We start from the raw sequence: 22,356 nt of genomic DNA, 5'->3' as shown, positions 1-22,356 counted from the left end.
AGAATTACATCCTAGATAGCTCAGAGCATGGTCACCAATAAACTGACGTTTGCAGTCTTTGCATTGGTAGTTTTGTTTCCCATCTACTTTGATGCCATTTTTCTTTATACTGTCACTGAGGCAGGTTGGACATTTGATTTCTAGAGTTATTTGCATTTCTCTATTTTATCAAAATTCAACCTGCTTTTTTTTAGCATACTTTTTGATACACCACCAAACCAGCAAGTGCTGGTTTTTTATTTTCAGTTTCATCAGTCTCAAATTTTGGGAGATATGGTAGAGTTGTGGCTATCACCAGCACTTGAGTGTCGAATTAGGTCTTAATAGGAAAATAAGCCCTTTTCTAAGGGGAATTCGATACCAATTGATACACCGCCATCGTTACCGTGTACATCAGAGTCACCCACCCACCCATTCAGTTTAAGTGGAATATCTGGGCGTAGATAATGTGTCCAGGTTAGATCTAGCGCTTTTAATTCATCCTGCGCTGGAAAAGCTAAATTAGTAATGCCTCTATCAGGTCGATTAGCTGCTTGATCAAATTTCGCAAATAGGATGCGTGTATTAACACGATTGAGATGATCCAAACGAATATCGCCACCTACAGACAGCATTTGACCATCACCACCCATGGCATGCGCTAGGGGATAGCCATGTTGGTAAAAACCATCTCTATATACACTATGATTATAGGAAATGCCCTGTACCTTGCCATTGGTACGAGTGTCTGCCCATTCGGTATACAGTTGGAAAGGCATATTCTTATAACTTGATGAATAATCGACTCCAGCTAAATACATTTTTTTGGCCGGCAAGCCGCCTGCTTCATCTTCACCGACATATTGTGCATAGATACCCATCGGGACTTGTATGAGGGGATGTAGATTTAAGCGTGCATCAAAACCGGCAATTTGATTTGACGGATTAATGGTATCGCCATATACATTATCTTTACCAATTAATGCATCCCAAAATGAGTTAAAATTTTCAGGTCGTCCTTCACCACCCCATTGAATAGCACGTGATGCACCAAGCTCCAAAGAGGGTAAAGGTTGTGCAGTGATACGTAAGCCAATCAGTTTGGCATCAGGCACAGCATCATAATCCTGCAACTGCCCTGCAAAAGCTTGATATTGCCAAGGCCCAATCCAGGCCAACCATTTGTTTGCAAAAGCATTCTGTTCGGCACGCTGCATCGTCACGCCATAGACAGGGCGGCTGGCATCACCACGAATTAAACTGCCATCATGTGCAGGACCCCAGTAGGTCGGAATCTGTCCAGCAATCAGCCATTGATTCCATAATTTTCCAGCGATATATGAGCCTTCAAGATTCAGATCTTGATCATTGTCAATCTGTAGATCTTTTTCTGCATTCACATGAATTCTGGCATCCCAGTTCTCGTTACCCGCATTTAGCTCGATACCTGCCTGATATTGTGCTTTTTGCTGATCGCCAAAGGCTTGAGGAATATTCTTTTGATCAGTTTCTGCAAATAAGGATGCTTTGAGCGACTGGTTATTGGCATTCAAATGTGCCCATACAGTATCAATGACTTTTTGCTGAGTATTATTGTTGATTTTAGCTTGAGCAAGAGCACGTTGGATTTCATCACCACTGATGGGCCAAGTGGAAGTACTGATTTGAATCACACCCTGCTGATTGAGCCAGTTTAAATCGGTACGTAAGTTTTGGTCATTTAAAACGATGCCTTGTGCAAAGGTGAGGGAAGAACTTAATGCCAAGGTAGCGAGCAGTGTTTTGGATAACATTCTTGTATATTCTCAGGACTTTTAAACTATAACCACGATAGGTTTTTTAGTTGATTTTTTCAACAACAATCATTTGCAATAAATGTAAGGAAGGATAATTTCACACCCTGCTCAGACAGAGTGTGAAAGTCGAGTTTAGAATAGATTAGTCATTATCTTTATGTGCAGTATAGGCATAGGCATAATTATAACCATAGCTACCCGCTGCACCTTTTTGTACATCATTGAGAATCACACCATTAACTTTTACATTGGCCTGTTCAAAACGATTCACCGTAATTTCAAGTTCTTTAATTTGCGTTTTTCCATGACGGGCAATCAATAAATTGACCCCTGCATATTGCGCAATAATAATACCATCAGTCACAGCAAGTACTGGCGGAGTATCAATTAAGATGTGATCAAAATGAGCAGATGCCTGATCCAGGAAAGCCTTGAATTTATCGGTACTTAACAGTTCAGACGGATTGACTGGACTCTTGCCGCGAGTAACAAAGAACAGGTTTTCTACAGTAGAATTCTGGACAACATCTTCATAGCTATTTTGACGATTCAACAGTTCAGCTAGACCCGGCTTTATATCGGCATTGAAATACTTGTGTAAATAGCCGCGACGCATGTCACCATCAATAACCAATACCCGTTTTCCACCTTGTGCCAAAATGCTTGCAAGGTTAACGGTAATAAAAGATTTCCCGATTTCAGGAGCAGGGCCTGACAGTGCAATCACATTATTGCTGGCATTCATTAAAGCAAAATGAATTGCTGTTCGCATACTGCGTAGGCTTTCGATGGCAATATCACCACTGTCCTTCACTGCAAGAATAGGAATATTCTTTTTCTTCTTTAGAAGGTTGATACGACTTTCTTGAATTAAAGAACGCGGTACAGTGGCATAGACTGGCAGATCCAGTTCATTCTCGATCTGAGCAGCATCTTTAATGCCTGAGCGTATCATATTGCGTAACAATGCCAATAATGTGCCTAAGAAGCCACCGAGGAAAATCGATAAAATCAGAATCTGTAATTTCTTTGGTTTAATCGGTTGAATTGGTTCGACCGCAGTATCGACAATACGGACATTACCGATTTCACCTGCTTTGGCAATACGAAGTTGCTGGTATGAATTCAATAGACCTGTATATAGCTGTTGTTTAACTTCAACTTCACGGAAAAATTGTAAGTATTGACGTTGCAACTCAGGTAAACGTTTTAAAGTCCCATCTAGCTCTGCAATTTTTTTATTGATTGCACCGAGTTGTGCATTCATTTGCTGCATCATGGGATGTTCATTGGTATATTTGGATGAAGCTTCTGCAACCTGCTGTTCTATCTGAGCTTTTTGTGTTTCTAAAGCAATACTCTGGGTTAGATATAATTCTGATTCTTTAGTGACATCAACAGTATTTGATTGTTGACGGAAACGGTTAAATTCACGCTCTGCAACATCCAGTTGCTGTTTTAGCTTAGGTAACTGATCTTCTAAAAATTTAAGGGTTTGAGCAGTTTCTGCAGAGCGGCGCTCAATATTCTGCTGGCTATAGGCGGTAAGGATAGCATTTAGTACTTGCGTAATATGCTTTTTGTCTTCACCTTCATAGTTCAGACCTAATACACCAGTCAATTTCCCTTTTTCAGCGACAGAATAGCTGGCGGTTAAAGTCTGCATCGCAGCAGGCAAGCTTTGCTTTCGGATATTATAAGCGGTATCGAAACGGTCTTGACTAAAAACACCTACTTTCCAAAGGCCGTATTCAGATGAGGATTGACTGATCTGGTTTAGAGGTGCAGAAAAAACCACCTGTTCAGTTGTCTCATCCGTCAGGCTATATTTGCCCTCTTTAAAACTTAAAATTAAGTTTTTATCCTGGAAATATTGTGGAATATCAAACTGGCGAACATCAAAACTATTCTGATTATCTTTAAATAATACTGATTTTTTTGAGTATTCGGTGCTGTATTTATGTTTGGCCATTAACCGGTTCCAGAAACTGTCTTCTGTACCAGATATGCGAATATTTAAATTTAAATGATTGATGACTTCGCCGAGCACCAAACGCGATTTTAAAATCTCAATTTCGGCTTGCGCTGGAGATTTTTGGTCGATCATGTCGGATAAATCACCCAATAGTGCAGCTGAAGTACCTTTACTATCTTCAACTTGTACCAATGCATCTACTGCATATGTATCTGGTGTGGTTCTTAAGTAGAGTAAGGCACAGATCAAGCTTAAAATAATGCACAGGGCAATCAGTTTCCATTGCGCAATTAAGGAAAAAAACAATTCCTTGAGGTCAATGGTATCTTCGGTGTTGGCGGTTTGGCTCATAATTTAAATATCAAAAAGTGAAAAAATTAAAAAAATTAAATATATTTTTTCCAGTCAGCAATACAGTCTTGAATTAATTGACAGGTATCATCAAAAAATGTCTGATCATGCTGATAAGGGTCGGCAATATTTTTACTTTGCCAATGCCCCAGTCTAAAGGTTTTGCCCTTGGCAAATGGCCAGGTCTGTTCAATATGCTTTTGCTGGTTCTGACTCATGACTAGAACCAAGTCAGCTTTTTTAATCAGTTCAGCATTGAGTTTTTTTGCAACATGTGGACTCATGTCGATCCCAAAACGTTGCATACATAGACTGGCCTTTTCATCGGCTGCATGTCCAACGACGCCAGCAATACCTGCAGACTCAATCTTTAAGTGCGGATACTGCTGTTTTAAAAAGTATTCTGCCATGGGGCTACGGCAAATATTGCCAATACAGACCACCAAAATATTATTAATTTTCATTAATTCCCCAAACGATCTAAATTATACAATGCATTTGAGAATGGAATAATCTGGTTTACGACACGCTGCCAGCGCGCCAGGCCGGATGCATCGACATAGACAATATCATTACTGTGCATTTTAAACTGGTTGGCCAGACCAAAATCAGCAATACTGGTCAAGTCCATCTGATAGACTTCAGTGAGGGCAGTATTTGGTTGGCTACGCACCACATACACCTTACTACGACTGGCAGAAAGTGGATTTAAGCCCAGACTTTCGCCTAGTACATCACTGAGGCTCATGCCTTGGTCACGTAATGGTAAAGATTGGTTTTTACCCGACTCACCCATGACATAGATCTTCTGGTTTTCGCGGTTGTTGACATATAACGTGTCATTTGGCTGAATCAATAAGTTATGCAGCGAAAAACCTGCTTTTTCTAGTTCTACGGTATTTAGGCTATATGATCGTCCCTGACGCACCAGGGTAATCGAGGTATTGTCACCTTGCTGCGCATTCACACCGCCTGCCATACCCAAAGCAGTATAAACACTGACAGGTTGGTCACTTAAGTAAAATTGACCTCCATTCATCACATTACCTTGCACAGAATAACGTTGCCCTTGATATGACAATATCCGTGCAATCACATCTGGAGTTTTCAGGTAACGTGACAGCTGGCTGCGTAATTCACGATTGACTTGCGTCAATGATTTTCCTGCAGCCTTATAACGCCCAATAATTGGAAACTGGATATAACCTTCCGAATCGATTTGGAAACCATTCGCTTGAGCAGACTGTTCACTACTAATAGTACTGCTCGGTGGAGTGATTTCAGGATAAGCCCATAAATAAATTGATAGAATATCACCTGGACTCAGGCTGTAGTTACGGTGCTGTGTTTTGAACAGGTGAGCATATTGTTGTTGAATATTATATTCAGCAGGCCGGGCAGCCATAATGGAATCTTGAGTGAGTTTTATGACATTGACTGTCGTACCCAGGTCAGTTTGAAAAACGCCTTCGTCAGGTAAGTCGTATGTTTGTAGACCAGAGGTGACTGCACACCCTATAGTCGAAAGGCCACATGCCAATAAAGCAGCTAGTTGAAAGTGTCGCACACGTTTTCCCAAAGATTATTTTTAAATTTTAAAATTGAAACTATTCTACCCAAGTTATTGATCTGATACATAGCAATTTGTAACTATCTTTCTAGTTTTATGATAGGAGGCTAATATTATAAAAAGTTTAAACTATTTTAATAGTTACAAATAAACTAATTGAATTTAACAGAAAGCATACGCGAAAATATTTTTGAGGTACTTTGAGCACAAATCATAATAGAAATTGCATAATTTTCTGCTAGTATGCCTGCCGAAAGAAGAATGCTTACAATCATGCATTTGATATTACAGTATCTTAAGTTATCAATACAAAGATTGAGATGAGAATACATAAGAGTTTTAGTGATTATTTGGAAATCATTTTTACAGTGAAATTTTGTACTCAAGTATACTCTTAAATTAGTTATATGATTTTCATTTAAAAAAGGCGGGTAATAGTGAAAAAGAAAGTATTGCTGGTATTTGGTACGAGACCAGAAGCAATCAAGATGGCACCATTGGCTTTGCAATTAAAACAGCAACAGGATAGTTTTGAAACTAAAGTCTGTGTAACGGGTCAACATAGACAAATGCTCGATCAAGTACTTGAACTTTTTAATCTTAGCCCAGACTTTGACTTAAACCTGATGAAACCAGGACAGACCTTGTCAGATATTACTGCAGGCGTACTAAAAGGTTTAGAACAAGTTTTTGCAGAGTGGATGCCAGATGTGGTATTGGTGCATGGTGATACTGCTACCACATTCGCTGCCTCTTTAGCCGCATATTATCATAAAATTGCGGTAGGTCATGTAGAAGCAGGATTGCGTACAGGCGATATTTACTCCCCATGGCCAGAAGAGGCTAATCGTAAGCTCACGGGTGCGCTAACCACTTATCATTTTGCACCAACCCAGTCATCTTATAATAATTTAATTAAAGAAAATATTAGCCCTGAAAATATTACCATTACAGGTAACACGGTGATTGATGCGTTATTAACTGTAAAAGAAAAAGTTGAAAATGATCAAGAGATTATTTCTCAATTTGAAGAGCAATTTGATTTTTTAAATCCAGAAAAAAAACTGATTTTAGTCACAGGACATCGTCGTGAAAACTTCGGTCAAGGCTTTTTAAATATCTGTTCTGCTTTGGCTAATATTGCTAAGCAGCATCCAGAAGTTCAGATCGTATACCCTGTTCATTTAAACCCAAATGTGCAGAAACCTGTTAATGAATTGCTCTCTGATATTTCTAATATTCATTTGATTGCACCTCAGGATTATTTGCCTTTTGTATATTTAATGAACCGTAGTTATTTGATCTTAACTGACTCTGGCGGGATTCAGGAAGAAGCTCCTTCTTTAGGTAAGCCTGTATTGGTGATGCGAGATACCACAGAGCGTCCAGAAGCAGTGGATGCCGGTACAGTAAAACTTGTCGGAACTGATGCAGCACTCATTCAGCAGTCGGTGATTGAGCTGTTAAAAAATCCAGATTTATATCAAACAATGGCAGCGGCACATAACCCTTATGGTGATGGCACAGCTTGTCAACAGATTATTTACACTTTAAAAAAATAGATTGAGTAAAAAATGCAAAATTTTAAACATATTTGTGTTATCGGGTTAGGTTATATCGGTTTACCAACAGCAGCAACATTCGCTGCACATGGTGTAAAAGTTACAGGTGTAGACGTTAATCAGCATGCAGTAGATTTAATTAATCAGGGTAAAGTACATATAGTAGAACCAGACCTGGATGCCTTGGTGCGTGATGTGGTAGCACAAGGAAAATTGTCGGCACAGATTATACCAATAGAAGCGGATGCCTATATTGTTGCTGTTCCGACACCATTCAAAGACGATTATCAACCTGATTTAAAATATATTGAAGCAGCTGCAAAAGCGATTGCACCGTATTTAAGTCAAGATAATCTGGTGATTTTAGAGTCTACTTCGCCAGTGGGCGCAACAGAACAAATGGCAGCGTGGCTTAGTGAAGCCCGTCCAGATTTAACTTTCCCGCAGCAAGCTGGTGAGCAAGCCGATATTTTAATTGCACACTGTCCTGAACGTGTATTACCCGGCAAAGTGCTACAAGAGCTGATCAGTAATGACCGTATTGTGGGTGGGATGACGCCTCGTTGCTCACAAGCATCAATAGATTTATATAAAGTGTTTGTAAAAGGTGACTGTATTGAAACCAATGCACGTACAGCTGAAATGTGCAAACTGACCGAAAACTCGTTCCGTGATGTGAATATTGCGTTTGCTAATGAACTTTCGATTATCTGTGATAAGTTAGATATTAATGTTTGGGAGCTGATTAAGCTGGCAAATCGTCATCCGCGTGTGAATATCTTACAGCCGGGTCCTGGTGTAGGCGGTCACTGTATTGCTGTTGATCCGTGGTTTATTGTGTCTAAAACACCAGAGCAAGCACGTTTAATCCGTACTGCGCGTGAAGTCAATGATGCAAAACCGGAATGGGTGATTGATCAGGTTAAAATTAAGATTGCGGAATTTTTACAAGCAAACCCTGAAAAAACTATTAAGGATGTGACGGTAGCTTGTTATGGTTTGGCATTTAAGCCAGATATTGATGATTTGCGTGAAAGTCCTGCTTTAGAAATTACTAAAAAGCTTGCTGAACAGGGTATAAATATTTTAGCGATTGAGCCTAATATTAAAACGTTACCACAAAAATTACCAAACAATGTTCAATTAACAGATGTTGAAGCAGGTCTAGAAGCAGATATTTACGTTGTGTTAGTAAAACATAAACAATTTAAAAATCTTTGTTTAAATATTAAAAAGGTAATAGATATGTGTGGTGTTTGATTGGGAGTTATTGGCATTGTATGAGATATAGTGAAATTGAATTTGATAATTTATTTTCCTATTTCGCTAGTCTTAGCAAAAAATGTCAATAGCTTCTATTCTTCTAAAAGCTATCAACTACGTAAATTTTGAATATATGAAAAAGTAATTTTCATAAAAATATACTTAGCTTTATTAAGACATGAAACCGGAGTTTTATTGGTATAGGTTTTTTAAGAAAAAATAAACTATACCGAAAAAATATCTAAGAGAGTGAAAATTGTAAAATGTTCAATTTGGCCAAAGAATTATATAGTTTATTAACTCCTAATCAGCGCCGACGCTATTTATCTCTACAGATAATGGTATTTTTTATGGCTATTATGGAGTTGTTAGGTATCGCATCTATTGCTCCATTTATGAGTTTAGTGGCAGATATGCAATTGCTTGAGACTAATGCGATGCTTAACAAAGTTTACTTGGCTAGTGGAGCAAATTCCCATGAACAGTTTTTATTTATAGCAGGTCTGATTGTTCTTTTGATGTTAAGTATAGCTTCAATGTTATCAATAATTACAACATGGCACTTATCCTTATTTGCCTTTTCTGTCGGTACAGAAATAGGTGATCGTTTGTATCGTTATTATCTACATCAGGATTGGCTATTTCATACCAGTGGTAGTAGTGCTCAGTTAACTAAACAGATTGCTACTGAATCTATGCGAGTTACAAACTATGTTATTCTGCCTTTTATTCAGATGAATGCTCGCTTAATCCTAGCTACTTTTATTTCAGTTGGAATTTTTGTTTTCAATCCAGTAATAGCAACTGTAGGTATTGTACTATTTATTAGTGGTTATATCCTTATATATAAATTAATACGTAAACGTATTGCACGATATGGTGAAAATATATCAAGTGCATCAATTGCTCGTTTCCGTTTAATGAATGAAGGTTTTGGGGGAATTAAAGATATATTGCTTTATAGCCGGAATGATGACTTTGTTGAAAAATTCAAGCAAAGTGGAAGGGGCTTGGCACGTGCACAAGGTATGAACACAGCATTAAGTCAAGCACCGCGCTATTTTATGGAGTTGATAGCTTTTGGTGCATTGATTAGCTTAGTTTTAGTGTTGCTCACTCGGCATGATGGTACCTTAAGCCAAGTTTTACCTGTATTGGCTATTTATGCTTTAGCTGGTTTTAAGCTATTACCAGCTTTGCAACAGATATATGGTAGTGTAACTACAATTAGAGGTAATACTGCTGCATTTAATGCAATTAAAAAAGATTTGCTAGCATCCATGGCTAAGGAAAATGAGAAAATTAATATTAGAATTAATTTATCTGGAATTAATCATATTAGATTTAATAATATAAGTTTTACTTATCCCAGTAAAAATACTCCAGCACTTCAAGGCATAAATATTAAAATTCCTATTAACGCTACAGTTGGTTTTGTGGGTGAGTCAGGTTCAGGAAAATCTACAGCTATAGATATGTTACTTGGTTTGATTGAGCCAGATATAGGGCAGTTCATGTTGGATGATATTGTTGTTGATAGTAATAATAGGCATGAGTGGCAAAAGCATATAGGTTTTGTACCACAAAATATTTTTTTAAGTGAAGGTAGTATTGCTGAAAATATAGCCTTTGGTTTAAATCATAAAGATATTGATTTAGATAAGGTAAACCAAGCTATGAAACTCGCTCATCTTGAACCACTGATTAATAGTTTACCTAAAGGTTTAGAAACTAAAGTTGGTGAGCGTGGGGTTCAGCTCTCTGGTGGGCAACGTCAACGAATTGGAATTGCTAGAGCATTATACAATCAACCAGAAGTATTAGTGTTTGATGAGGCAACTAGTGCGTTGGATGGTATGACTGAAAAGGTAATCATGGATGCAATTCAGGAAATGAGTGGTCAAAAAACGATAGTACTAATTGCTCATCGTCTTAAAACAGTTCAGCAATGTGACATGATCTATTTAATGCATAAAGGTAAGATAGTTGACCAAGGTACTTATAAAGAATTGATCGAAAATAATCCTCAATTTAGAAACATGGCTATGCTTTCATAATATTAAATTATTTATGTAAAAATGGTAGTTAAATTAGATTGTTAGTTATATTGATTAGGTAAATCTTATGAATATATTAAAAGTTGTACATGCTAATGACGGTGGCGGTGTTTTGATATCAGAGCAACAGCAAACTAAAGAATTGGTGAAGAAAGGACATAACGTTTTTGGAGTTATAGTAGGTCAAGGAAAAAGTATAGATATTTATAAAAATTTATTTAGTCATAGTATTTTTCTAGAAGAATTAAGTATTAGTTTAGATGGAGGAGTGATTGGTAAATTAAATAAATCAATAAAAACATTAAGTTATGCTAAAAAAAATTACAAAGTTGTTGTAAATTACATAAATAAAAATAAGATAACTATAGATTCAATAATATTTGGCAGAGTTACTTTTGTTTATTTATGTTCTTTTATAGGTAGAAGTCTAGGCAGTAAGATTTTTTGGCAAATGCATGGTTCGGTAAATCATTTTTTAACAAAAAATTATTTGAATTTTATTTTAAGGTTTTTACGGGTTATACCCATAGCAAATAGTAAGTATACAAGATTTAGTATAGGTTCTATTTGTAAAAATTATGTATACCCAGGGTTTGATGAAAGCAAAATGATAGATGGTTATTGTAAATATAGATCTATATTAGGGATTGAAAAAGAAGCACTAATTTTTGGTTTTGCGGCAAGGATATCATATGATAAAGCACAAGATATTGTAATAAAGGCTTTTGTAGAATCAAATGCTATTAATTCAGGTGCTCATTTAATTATTGCTGGAAGTCATGAGGATTTAAAATTTTTAAATTATTTACAGAGCTTAGCGGGAGAGTTGTATGGGAAAAATATTCATTTTATAGGTTGGATAAATGATCTGAATAATTTTTATAGTAGCATAGATGTTGCAATAAGTGCTTGTCGAGGAGCTGAAGCATTTGGAATTAGTATAGTTGAATCATTAAGCGTGGGTGTGCCGGTAATAGTATATTATCTTGGTGGACCAAGTGAGATTATAGAAAATACAGTTAATGGCTGGCTCATAGAAGACTTAACAGTCAAAGATTATAAAGAAGCTATTAATTTAGTTATTTCTGATCGAAATAATCTAAAAAACATGAAATCAAGCTGTATTGATTCGGCTCAGCAATATAAAGCATCATCTAATGTTGACAAGTTGATAAGTATTTTACAATGCAAATAAATATTAATAAGTTTGTGACTCTGATTTCTATTCTTGCAATACTTAATATCTCTTTGTTTTTTACGGTTATGGGTTTATTAGGGCTAGAGTATGAAGGATCTGAATCAAGTAATATTTATATTATATATATATTGTTAGTTGCCATACTGTCTTTTTTTGCTTACGGCTATGGGGTTGTAAAAAAAGGGATACTAAAAAGTGAATTAATTATTATTTTTATAACTTTATTTGTATTTTGTATACATGTTTTGTGGGTCATTTTTGGTGCGAATGTAAGTGTTGTATTCACTGACTTTTTAATTTTATTTGTTTTACTAGGAATGCCTGGTTTTTTTGCAGCAGCAACTATAATAAAACTTAATTTAATCTCTCAGGTGATTAAATATGCGGAAGTGTTTTTTATAGTTATGGCTTGTGGTATTGCTGTATTTTCTATTTTACCAACTTTTTCAGGTATTATCACAACAAGCTTAGCAGGATCTAGTTATCAAGCTCTATCATATTACTCAGCTTTTATATTTGGAATGTTATTAACCTATAATATATATCTACCAAGATCACTGCGTTTTTATTGGACATCTTTTATTTGGTATAAGGCATTAGTGTATGGGTTAATTCTTGTTTGTGTATTGGGTTGTTTGATAGGTGGTGGAAGAGGGGCTTTTATATTGATGATAACTTATTTTCTTATATCCTTGTTTGCTAGTAAAGGTAATATTTTTTCACATAAAGGACTTTTTAATTTATTTGCACGCCTGCTTTCTGTTTTTTTAATTCTTATAGTTTTTTTAAGTTTTTTTTGGGAAAGAGATTTTATCCAATCTGGATTTAATCGAGCAACTCAATTTATTTCATCGGATGGTGCTATAGATATTTCAGAGGGTAGTTCAGGACGGGATTTTGTATATCTAGAGGCTATAAAATATATCTCTGAGAGACCATTGATTGGCTATGGACCATTTGATTTTAGGGAGCAGACAATTTCTCCTCATAATTTATTTTTAGAAATTCTACTTCAATTTGGTATTGTGGGTCTAGTGATTTTTCTATTAATGCTAATAGTGGTGGCTTTTAATGCAATTAATAATCGGTCTATTTATACTTATTGGGTTTTTGTATTGCTACTTTATCCTTTAGTTATGTTAATGTTTAGTGGTTCATATATGCACTCAGCTGAATTTATATTTGGAATTTCATTTATAGCTATGTATAGAAGAGATTTAGATGGTTTATAGAGCATTACTTAAATATTAGGTTTTTATGTTCCTGTTCTCACTTTTTAATCAGGCAGTAGTGGGTTTTAAAATGTAAAGGTAGTTTATAATGCATATTTCAACTTTGTAGCCTTAGGTCTTTTTTATATTGGTCTTTCTGCTTTGAGTTTAATCACCTTTTATAATGTTTTTTATATAGTGTTATATATGGTGTATAGTAAATAGTATTAATACTAGTAAAATATATAATATTGAACCTAACCTAGAAAAGCGGTTATAGGTATCATTGCATCAGATTGTCTAAATGCAAACATAAAGTGAATTGTAGTAGAGGTTTATCTTTTTTTACTATTGTGTCTTCCGTCCTTATATGAGGTAGTAACATAGAGTTATTAGTATTTAAATTTTATTGAGTATAATACTAATTTTTTAAAATTCTTTTTACTCTAGATGAGATAATTTTTTTAATAATGTATAATAGTTGAATTGTTTTTTTTGGAAAATAGTTCCATGGAAAAGAAAAAAGTATTACTCATAACTGAACGGCTTGAGCATTATAGGGTTCCACTGTTTAATTTATTGGCTAAAAGTGTTGATTTAACAGTGATCCATAGTTCCTCTATCGTTAAGGATGTAGATTTTAAACAAAAAGAACTAACTTGCAAAAGTATTGGACCTTTTATTAAATTCTACGGGCTTGATGAGAAAAATTATGATTTTGTTATTTATCCATTTAATATTAGAATAATAAACTTATTTTTAAATTGTTTTAAAAAGACATTTTATAAAAAAGTTTTATTTGGTATAGGCGTCGCTGCGTCATACGAAAAAAAATATGATGAGAAATCTTTTTTAGATTTTCTAAGAGTTTTTTATTTAAAAAAATTTGATTATGCAATTTTTTATGAAAGATATCCTTTTATTAAATATCAGTCAATGAGTATACCTGGAAAAAAAATGTCTATCGCTTATAATACAGTGTCTAGGAATATTGCTTTTAATATTTTAAATAAAACTTATGAATCTTTCTTGTTTATTGGATCACTTTACAAACAAAAAAATATTTTTTCATTAATTAAGGCATATCATTCATTATATTTAATTAATAATAATATCTATAAACTTGAAATTGTAGGTGATGGTGATGAGTTTGATAGTATTGAAAAATATATTTATGATAATAAATTGGTAGGTAAAATTATTTTACATGGTAAAATAACTTCAGATAATATGTTATTGCCTATCATGCAAAGAGCTATAGTCTGTATTTCACCAGGTCAAGCAGGTTTATCTGTGCAGAAATGTTTTTCTTATGGTGTGGGTTTTATAACAACATATAGTGCTATTACTGGAGGAGAAATTTCTTCAATTATTGAGAATGTTAATGGAGATTTTTACGATGGAACGACTGATGGTTTGATCGAATTAATGCTTAAATATTTAGACTTGGAGTATGCAAAAAATATTTCAAGTAATGCTTATATTTTTTATAATGAATTTAGAAATGAGAGAATATGGTTAAATGGTTTTATAAAGAATATTGTTTAATATTAGATCTTTTTGTAATTTTTAATTTTGTGAATTAGGACGCCAATAAATGTCTCTTATTTTAATAGATGCTTCTATTACTTCCAAAGGTGGAGGATTACAGGTAGCCTTATCTTTTATTGAAAATGTTGCTATTGATCCAAGTTTTGAAGTGATTTGTGTCGTAAACCCTGAGATTGATAAACAACTATCAATCTTAGCTAAAGATAGTATTAAACATTATTATGTTGAAAGTATAGAGCCCATTTATAAGAAGTTCTCTCAAGGTAAACGTATTGCTGATATTGAGAAAAAGCATAAACCAGCCCTTGTGTTTGTGGTTTTCGGTCCATCTTATTGGAGATCAAATGCTCCGTGTTTGCAAGGTTTTGCACTTCCTTTGATGGTCTATGAAGATACAAGAAATTATGTTTACAAAAATAATATAAAAATTAAAGTTTATCAAAAAATATTAAATTTTTTTAAAGCTAAAATTTTTAAAAAAAATACAGATTATGCTGTGGTTGAAACACAAACGTTTAAGAATAGATTATCTTCATTTATGAATTTTGAGAAAGATAAAATTTTTGTTATAGAAAATAGTTTTAATTCTAATTTTTTATCATCTGAAAAAACTATTGATATAAGAAATTCTCATAATGATATTATAAAAATATTTATTCCATCTGCATATTATCCGCATAAAAATTTAAATATTTTAGTGGAGGTAGCATTTTTATTGAAAACTGAATTTAATTTCAAGTTGATATTTAATTTTTTGATTAATGAAAATAGTAAAGATTGGAAAAATTTTATTTCCTCTGCCGAAAATAAAGAAGTGGGTGAATATTTTTCTACATATGGTGCTGTTCCAAATATTAAAATGAAAGAATTATATGCTATTAATGATTTTGTTTTACTTCCTACTTTAGCGGAAGCTTCTACTGCTGTATATCCTGAATCCTTTATTAGTCAAAAAGTATTACTAACTTCTGATATTGATTTTGCTAGAGAGTTATGTGGGAATGCGGCTGTATTTTTTGATCCATTGAATGCTCATGATATTGCTGAAAAAATTTTAGCTACTTTTAAAGATCCAGAGTTGCAAGCTCAATTAATTCACAATGGTTTAGAACGAGTTAAGAATACTTATTTAACCCCAGAGCAGAAATGGTTAAGACAAAAAAATATGTTATTAAATTTAATCGGAAATCTAAAATGACTTTTACAGATAAAACTCTCCTCATCACAGGCGGAACAGGTTCCTTCGGAAATGCTGTTCTAAAACGCTTTTTGCAAACCGACATTAAAGAAATTCGTATCTTTAGTCGTGATGAGAAAAAGCAAGATGATATGCGTAAAAAATACAATTCATCTAAGTTGAAGTTCTATATTGGTGATGTACGTGATTATAACAGCGTATTAAATGCAACACGTGGCGTGGACTATATCTACCATGCTGCCGCACTAAAACAAGTGCCTTCATGTGAATTCCACCCGATGGAAGCTGTTAAAACCAACGTTCTAGGTACAGAGAATGTTTTAGAAGCTGCAATTCAAAACCATGTAAAACGTATTGTATGTTTAAGTACAGATAAAGCCGTTTATCCAATTAACGCCATGGGTATTTCAAAAGCAATGATGGAAAAAGTCATTGTAGCGAAATCACGTAACTTAGAAGAACTCGATACCACTATCTGCTGTACACGTTATGGCAATGTCATGGCATCACGTGGCTCAGTAATTCCATTGTTTGTAGATCAAATTCGTCAAGGGAATCCTTTGACAATAACAGATCCAAATATGACTCGCTTTATGATGACATTGGATGATGCGGTCGACCTAGTGTTATATGCATTTGAGCATGGTCAAAATGGCGATATTTTTGTCCAAAAAGCGCCAGCAGCAACTATTCATGTGTTAGCACAAGCTTTAACTCAGCTATTAAATGTACCAGAGCATCCTATTTCGATTATGGGTACGCGTCATGGTGAAAAGGCTTTTGAGGCTTTATTAAGCCGTGAAGAAATGACAGTTGCCTTAGATCAAGGTTATTATTATCGCGTTCCTGCAGATCAGCGTGACCTCAACTATTCAAAATATGTTGAAGATGGTGATTTAAAAATTACTCAATATGAAGATTATAATTCACATAATACCGAGCGTTTAGATGTTGAAGGTATGAAAAAGTTATTGTTGAAACTTGAATTTGTTCGTGCTTTGACTCAAGGTCAATATACAGATCCAGAGGCTTAAACATGAAAATTTTAGTCACAGGTTCCAACGGTTTTATTGCCAAAAACTTGATTCAATTTCTATCAGAAAAACCTAATGTTGAAGTGTTAAAGTTTCATCGAAATTCTGCTAAGTCGGAATTAGAACAATCGGTACTTGCTGCGGACTGGATTATACATTTAGCAGGGATCAACCGCCCTTTAAATGAGCAAGAATTTGTTGATGGGAATGTTACGCTCACACAAAAAATAGCAGACATTCTTAAACAAGCAAAAAAACAAACCCCGATTATTCTCTCTTCATCTATTCAGGCAGAACGTGATAATGCCTACGGTCAGAGTAAGTTGGGCGGTGAACAGGCTTTATTGGAACTGCAGCAAAAGCAAGGCAATCCTGTTTACATTTGCCGTTTAGCCAATGTGTTTGGTAAGTGGTCACGCCCCAACTACAATTCGGCAGTAGCAACATTCTGCTATAACACTGCAAATAACTTCCCTATTCAGATTCATGATGAAAATGCAGTTATTCGTTTAGTCTATGTAGATGATGTAGTGGAATCATTCTGGAATATTATTCAGGGTGTACAGCAGGTTGAGCAGGTTTTTACCATCCAGCCTGAATATCAAATTAGCGTGGGTGATTTGGCAAAAACCTTGGCAGGTTTTAAACAGTCCCGTGAAAGCTTAATTACAGATCGTGTCGGAACAGGTTTAACCCGTGCTTTATATTCAACCTATTTGAGTTTTTTAAAACCTGAACAGTTTGACTATAGCGTCCCTAAATATGGTGATCAGCGCGGTGTATTTGTAGAAATGCTGAAAACACCTGATGCAGGGCAGTTCTCATACTTTACTGCACATCCGGGTATTACCCGTGGTGGTCATTATCACCATACCAAAACTGAAAAATTCTTGGTGATTAAAGGCAAGGCATTATTTAAGTTTAAGCATGTAGTGACTGGCGAATTTTATGAGTTAGAAACAACAGGTGAAGAACCACGCGTTGTTGAAACTGTACCGGGCTGGACGCATGACATTACCAATATTGGTGATGAGGAAATGGTGGTTATGTTATGGGCAAATGAAATTTTTGATCGTGAAAAACCAGATACCTATGCGATGCCATTAACGAATTAAGAGTTGAAATTGTGAAAAAATTAAAATTAATGACGGTCGTTGGTACTCGTCCTGAAATTATTCGTTTATCACGTGTGATGACAGCTTGTGATAAATATTTTGACCATGTATTGGTACATACAGGCCAAAACTATGATTATGAACTCAATGAAATTTTCTTTACCGATTTAGGTATTCGTAAGCCAGATCATTTTTTAAATGCTGCGGGTGCAACAGGTGCTGAAACGATTGGTAATGTTATTATCGCAGTTGATAAAGTTTTGGAAGAAGTTCAGCCAGAAGCATTACTGGTATTAGGCGATACCAATAGCTGTATGGCGGTCATTCCTGCCAAACGTCGTAAGATTCCAACCTTCCATATGGAAGCTGGAAATCGTTGTTTTGATATGCGTGTGCCAGAAGAAATTAACCGTCGCATTGTTGATCATACGGCTGATATTAACTTGACCTATAGTACGATTGCACGAGATTACTTATTAGCAGAAGGCCTGCCCGCAGATCAGGTAATTAAAACAGGCAGTCCAATGTTTGAAGTGCTACATCACTACAAAGCTAAAATTGAAGCTTCAGATGTGCTAGAGCGTTTAGGTCTAAAAGAGCATCAATATTTTATTGTCAGTGCACACCGCGAAGAAAATATTAACTCAGACCAAAACTTCTTAGATTTGGTCGAAATGTTAAATGCAGTCGCTGAAAAATATCAATATCCTGTGATTGTCTCAACACATCCACGTACCCGTAAACGTATTGAACAACTCAATGTTGAGTTCCATCCGTTGGTACAATTACTTAAACCTTTAGGTTTTAGTGATTACAATAAGCTGCAACTTTCTGCCAAAGCAACGTTGTCGGACAGTGGCACCATTAATGAAGAATCTTCAATTCTGAATTTCCCGGCTTTGAATTTACGTCAGGCACATGAACGCCCTGAAGGCATGGAAGAAGCTGCTGTAATGATGGTCGGTTTAACCGCAGAGCGAATTTTGCAAGGTTTAGATATCCTAGATTATCAACCACGTGGTGAAGAACGATTACTACGTTTAGTTGCTGACTATAGTATGCCAAACGTGAGTGAAAAGGCTGTGCGTATTATTTTAAGCTATACCGATTATGTGAATCGTGTGGTGTGGAAGAAGTATTAAGGTTTCAGAATGAAAAACAAGATTTATTTAATTACCGAGTATTATCATGAAAACCAGAATACGACAGGCTATCTATTAGGGAAGCTATATAATTTTTTGAATAAGCAAAGTGATATAGATCTTTTTTTGATTGCAAAAAAAGATAAGCATTGTCCTCAATATAACAATGCTCATTTTATTACCTCATCAAAGGTGAATAAAGAGAGTTTGTTAAAAAGATTTTTATATGAAGCTATTATCTCACTCAAATTTCTTTTTGCGATTTTAAAAAATGTAAAAAAAGGAAGTACTGTTTTCACAGGGACAACCCCAATTTTTATATTAATGATTATTTTTTTTGCAAAAAAAATAATCGGTTTTAAATGGATATTATTAGTACATGATGTTTTTCCAGAAAATCTAATTGCTGCTAATATTGTGAAAAATAAAAATTATTTTTACAAGTTTCTAAAATATTTTTTCGATAAAATATACAAAAGTGCCGATCAAGTAATTGTTATCGGAGATGATATGAAAGAGTTGGTATATGGTAAGACTGGATTAAATAATATCCATGTTGTGCAAAGCTGGATTGATTATGATGATATTAAAATACAGGAAAAATCTGAAAATAAAATACTAAAACAGCTTAATTGGCACAATAGAGATACTGTTGTATTTCAGTTTTTTGGAAATATTGGTCGTCTACAAGGTGTAGATGTTATTTGTAAAGCAATTCAAAAAATGAAAAATCCTCATTTGGCTAAATTTATTTTTATAGGTGATGGAGCATATGCATCTACTCTAGAAGAGAGGATTAATAAGCTAAAGCTAGATAATGTTTATTACTGGGGAGGATTAGATCAAAAAGAGAAATCCATGGGTTTAAATGCTTGTGATGTGGCTATAGTAACATTAACAGAGGGAATGTTAGGGCTAGGTGTACCTAGTAAGTCATATTTCACTATGGCTGCGGACAAGCCTATTCTTGCTATTATGGAAGAACAAGCCGAAGTCTCAACAATGGTAAAACAGCATAATATTGGATGGACAACACCACCAGGGGATATTGAGGCTCTTACAAAGAAATTAGATGATATAGCAATGAACTTTCATCAATATACACTAAATTCACCACGTGATATTTTAATTCAAAATTATGCTGAACCTATTGCTATGCAAAAAATATTAAAAATTATTAATGAGTTCTATGATATAGGCGGTAAATAATGAATGTTTTAATTACAGGCAGCAGTGGCTTTTTAGGACGATATTTAGCTCAATTTTTGGCTGAAAAAGGTTATTCAACTTTAGCGCATACTCGTACAGCCCAAACATTTGCTCACCCTAAGATAAGTAATATCAACTTTGATTTAAAAGCCAACTTTAAAAGTATGATGAGCTTGGCAAGTAAAAAACTCCCTTTACCCATTGGTTGCTTGGATAATAAACGCAGTATGGTGAGTGTTTATAACTTAGCTGATCTTATTCACACTTGTATGACTCATCCAAATGCCAATGGTGAGGTATTCCTTGCCAGTGATCAGGATGACATTTCAGTCAAACAATTATTTGAAAAATTAGCGAAATATCAAAACAACCAATTACTGATGTTACCTATTCCCAAAAGCTTAATCGGCTTGCTTGCCAGTTTAGTGGGGAAAAAAGCAGTCGCATCACGCTTATGTTCCGAATTGATAGTAGATACCACAAAAAACACTCAACTTTTAGGCTGGACAGCACCGTATAGCGTGGATGCAAGTCTACAAAAAATGTTTAACACATCGCATAAAAATTGAGCTTAGTTATAAATATGTTCATTCTATCCCTCTTTATTTTTTTTGTGCTCGCATTCGCCATGACGTATTTCATGCGAGCTTATGCTCTAAAGAAAAACATTATAGATAATCCCAATGAACGCAGTTCACATAGCATACCGACCCCTCGTGGTGGTGGTGGTGCGGTGGTCTGTAGTTATTTAGTGGCTTTGGCTGTACTGATATATAGCCAACAACTGACAGTCCATATAGGTTTAACGCTGATGGTGGCAGGCTTTGTTATCGCGCTGCTCGGTTTCTTAGACGATCATGGGCATATCAATTCCATGTTGCGTCTAGCCATCCATTTTCTAGTTGCTATAGGTGCGGTGATCAGTTTAGGTGGTTTTACCGAAGTCACTATATTTAATGGTGTGCAACTTGGTTTTATTGCCAATATTGTTGCCGTGTTATTTTTGGTGTGGTTACTCAACCTGTATAATTTTATGGATGGCATTAATGGTATTGCCAGTGTTGAAGCCATCACCACTACAGCCAGTATGGCAATGTTGTACTATCTGCTAAATACATCGCTGAATTCAGATCTACTTTGGTTATTAGCTGCCTGCGTATTTGGCTTCCTATTATGGAACTTTCCCAAAGCCAAAATTTTTATGGGCGATGCCTGTAGTGGGTTTTTAGGGCTAACATTAGGGATTTTGGCATTAATTGCGCTCAAAGAAAACTTAGCATTGTTTTGTGCATGGATTATTTGTCTAGGTGTATTTGTGGTCGATGCGACCTATACCCTGGTTAAACGCGTGCTCAGTGGCTATAAAATGTATGATGCGCATCGCAGCCATAGCTATCAAATTTTATCGCGTAAATGGGGCAGCCATACGCCAGTGACTTTGGCGGTAGCAGCTATTAATTTATTGTGGCTCTTTCCAATCGCCTATATCACGACCATCCAACAATGGGCGTATCCTGAATTCGCGGTATTGATTGCTTATTTACCCTTAATATTCTTGGCCATCAAATTGAAAGCAGGAAATCCTGATGCCTGAAAAAAAATTGCTTATTTTAGGAGCAGGCGGTTTTGGCCAAACAATTGCTGAAGTTGCTGAACTTTTAGGTAATTGGGAGAGTATTTCTTTTGTTGATGATCGATGGCCTGAGCAGGAATGGTTAGGTTGTTATCCTATTGTTTCAAATATTCAAAACTTATCCTTAATCAAGCAACAAGATTTCGAGGCCATCATTGCCGTTGGAAATAACCAAATACGACAAAAGTGGCAACAATTACTGCTTGATTTATCTATACCAATTACGACTATTATACATCCACAAACCGTCATTGCTCCGAGTGCGAAAATAGGGCAGGGGGTAAGTATTATGGCTGGGTGTGTTATTGGAACAAATACGATTATCCAAGATGGTACTATTTTAAATATGGGTACATTATTGGACCATGATGTGGTGGTTGAACAATTTGTTCACTTAAGTATTGGGGTGAAAGTTGCAAGTAATAATATTATCCCTACATTTTCTTTCTTGGAAGTGGGAAGTATCATAGAACATAAGTCTTAATAACAACTTCTTTAAATTAAGATATGAC

The 22,356-nt window shown here is 35.2% G+C and carries 19 protein-coding genes; 14 read left to right on the top strand and 5 right to left on the bottom strand.

Annotation, left to right across the window (positions count from 1 at the left end; translation table 11 throughout):
• The 5 genes from ACIG3F_RS07730 to ACIG3F_RS07710 all read right to left on the bottom strand — a co-directional run.
• The coding region (locus ACIG3F_RS07730; RefSeq protein WP_396469758.1) for an IS1 family transposase at positions 1 to 156 on the bottom strand (156 nt) is incomplete at its 3' end.
• A 164-nt stretch (positions 157 to 320) separates the two neighbouring features.
• A complete protein-coding gene (locus tag ACIG3F_RS07725; protein WP_396469756.1) occupies positions 321 to 1,772 on the bottom strand; it encodes a capsule assembly Wzi family protein in 1,452 nt (483 codons plus the stop codon).
• A 145-nt stretch (positions 1,773 to 1,917) separates the two neighbouring features.
• Positions 1,918 to 4,101 (bottom strand): polysaccharide biosynthesis tyrosine autokinase, encoded by a 2,184-nt coding sequence (locus ACIG3F_RS07720; protein WP_396469755.1) that lies wholly within the window; start codon positions 4,099 to 4,101, stop codon positions 1,918 to 1,920.
• Between the two features lie 35 nt (positions 4,102 to 4,136).
• The gene (locus ACIG3F_RS07715) at positions 4,137 to 4,565 is read right to left on the bottom strand and encodes a low molecular weight protein-tyrosine-phosphatase (RefSeq protein ID WP_129717794.1); all 429 of its coding nucleotides are present in this window, start codon (positions 4,563 to 4,565) and stop codon (positions 4,137 to 4,139) included.
• The gene (locus tag ACIG3F_RS07710; RefSeq protein WP_396469754.1) at positions 4,565 to 5,668 is read right to left on the bottom strand and encodes a polysaccharide biosynthesis/export family protein; all 1,104 of its coding nucleotides are present in this window, start codon (positions 5,666 to 5,668) and stop codon (positions 4,565 to 4,567) included. Before ACIG3F_RS07710 ends, ACIG3F_RS07715 begins: the two co-directional genes overlap by 1 nt.
• 440 nt (positions 5,669 to 6,108) lie before the next feature.
• Here ACIG3F_RS07710 and wecB (ACIG3F_RS07705) point away from each other — a divergent pair, with 440 nt between their 5' ends.
• The 14 genes from wecB (ACIG3F_RS07705) to ACIG3F_RS07640 all read left to right on the top strand — a co-directional run bounded on the left by wecB (ACIG3F_RS07705) (position 6,109) and on the right by ACIG3F_RS07640 (position 22,328).
• Complete coding sequence (wecB, locus tag ACIG3F_RS07705) at positions 6,109 to 7,233, top strand: non-hydrolyzing UDP-N-acetylglucosamine 2-epimerase (protein WP_396469753.1); 1,125 nt, start codon at positions 6,109 to 6,111, stop codon at positions 7,231 to 7,233.
• 12 nt (positions 7,234 to 7,245) lie between these two features.
• The gene (wecC, locus tag ACIG3F_RS07700) at positions 7,246 to 8,493 is read left to right on the top strand and encodes a UDP-N-acetyl-D-mannosamine dehydrogenase (RefSeq protein WP_396469752.1); all 1,248 of its coding nucleotides are present in this window, start codon (positions 7,246 to 7,248) and stop codon (positions 8,491 to 8,493) included.
• 353 nt (positions 8,494 to 8,846) lie between these two features.
• Positions 8,847 to 10,553 (top strand): ABC transporter ATP-binding protein, encoded by a 1,707-nt coding sequence (locus tag ACIG3F_RS07695; protein WP_396469751.1) that lies wholly within the window; start codon positions 8,847 to 8,849, stop codon positions 10,551 to 10,553.
• A 67-nt stretch (positions 10,554 to 10,620) separates the two neighbouring features.
• Complete coding sequence (locus tag ACIG3F_RS07690; protein WP_396469750.1) at positions 10,621 to 11,748, top strand: glycosyltransferase family 4 protein; 1,128 nt, start codon at positions 10,621 to 10,623, stop codon at positions 11,746 to 11,748.
• Positions 11,739 to 12,983: an O-antigen ligase family protein gene (locus ACIG3F_RS07685; protein ID WP_396469749.1), complete on the top strand. Its 1,245-nt coding sequence runs from the start codon at positions 11,739 to 11,741 to the stop codon at positions 12,981 to 12,983. The genes ACIG3F_RS07690 and ACIG3F_RS07685 overlap by 10 nt, the downstream gene beginning before the upstream one ends.
• A gap of 489 nt (positions 12,984 to 13,472) precedes the next feature.
• The gene (locus ACIG3F_RS07680) at positions 13,473 to 14,510 is read left to right on the top strand and encodes a glycosyltransferase (RefSeq protein ID WP_396469748.1); all 1,038 of its coding nucleotides are present in this window, start codon (positions 13,473 to 13,475) and stop codon (positions 14,508 to 14,510) included.
• A 49-nt stretch (positions 14,511 to 14,559) separates the two neighbouring features.
• Positions 14,560 to 15,711: a glycosyltransferase gene (locus ACIG3F_RS07675; protein ID WP_396469747.1), complete on the top strand. Its 1,152-nt coding sequence runs from the start codon at positions 14,560 to 14,562 to the stop codon at positions 15,709 to 15,711.
• The gene (locus ACIG3F_RS07670; RefSeq protein ID WP_396469746.1) at positions 15,708 to 16,745 is read left to right on the top strand and encodes a polysaccharide biosynthesis protein; all 1,038 of its coding nucleotides are present in this window, start codon (positions 15,708 to 15,710) and stop codon (positions 16,743 to 16,745) included. The genes ACIG3F_RS07675 and ACIG3F_RS07670 overlap by 4 nt, the downstream gene beginning before the upstream one ends.
• A gap of 2 nt (positions 16,746 to 16,747) precedes the next feature.
• The gene (locus tag ACIG3F_RS07665; protein WP_396469745.1) at positions 16,748 to 17,860 is read left to right on the top strand and encodes an NAD-dependent epimerase/dehydratase family protein; all 1,113 of its coding nucleotides are present in this window, start codon (positions 16,748 to 16,750) and stop codon (positions 17,858 to 17,860) included.
• An 11-nt stretch (positions 17,861 to 17,871) separates the two neighbouring features.
• A complete protein-coding gene (gene wecB / locus ACIG3F_RS07660; RefSeq protein WP_396469744.1) occupies positions 17,872 to 19,002 on the top strand; it encodes a non-hydrolyzing UDP-N-acetylglucosamine 2-epimerase in 1,131 nt (376 codons plus the stop codon).
• A 9-nt stretch (positions 19,003 to 19,011) separates the two neighbouring features.
• Positions 19,012 to 20,211 carry a glycosyltransferase family 4 protein gene (locus tag ACIG3F_RS07655; protein ID WP_396469743.1) on the top strand — a complete coding sequence of 400 codons (1,200 nt, stop codon included), beginning with the start codon at positions 19,012 to 19,014 and terminating at the stop codon, positions 20,209 to 20,211.
• The gene (locus ACIG3F_RS07650; protein ID WP_396469742.1) at positions 20,211 to 20,780 is read left to right on the top strand and encodes an NAD-dependent epimerase/dehydratase family protein; all 570 of its coding nucleotides are present in this window, start codon (positions 20,211 to 20,213) and stop codon (positions 20,778 to 20,780) included. The genes ACIG3F_RS07655 and ACIG3F_RS07650 overlap by 1 nt, the downstream gene beginning before the upstream one ends.
• 14 nt (positions 20,781 to 20,794) lie before the next feature.
• On the top strand, positions 20,795 to 21,805 hold the full coding sequence (locus tag ACIG3F_RS07645) for a glycosyltransferase family 4 protein (RefSeq protein WP_396469741.1): 1,011 nt from the start codon (positions 20,795 to 20,797) through the stop codon (positions 21,803 to 21,805).
• Positions 21,798 to 22,328: an acetyltransferase gene (locus ACIG3F_RS07640; protein WP_253146584.1), complete on the top strand. Its 531-nt coding sequence runs from the start codon at positions 21,798 to 21,800 to the stop codon at positions 22,326 to 22,328. Before ACIG3F_RS07645 ends, ACIG3F_RS07640 begins: the two co-directional genes overlap by 8 nt.
• Positions 22,329 to 22,356: the final 28 nt, after the last annotated feature.

It is taken from the genome of Acinetobacter sp. NPDC052428 (genome assembly GCF_044547685.1).
Classification (GTDB): Bacteria; Pseudomonadota; Gammaproteobacteria; order Pseudomonadales; family Moraxellaceae; genus Acinetobacter; species Acinetobacter lwoffii_G.
Note: the sequence above shows the minus strand (reverse complement) of the source record. Positions and strands in the feature narration are given on the sequence as shown.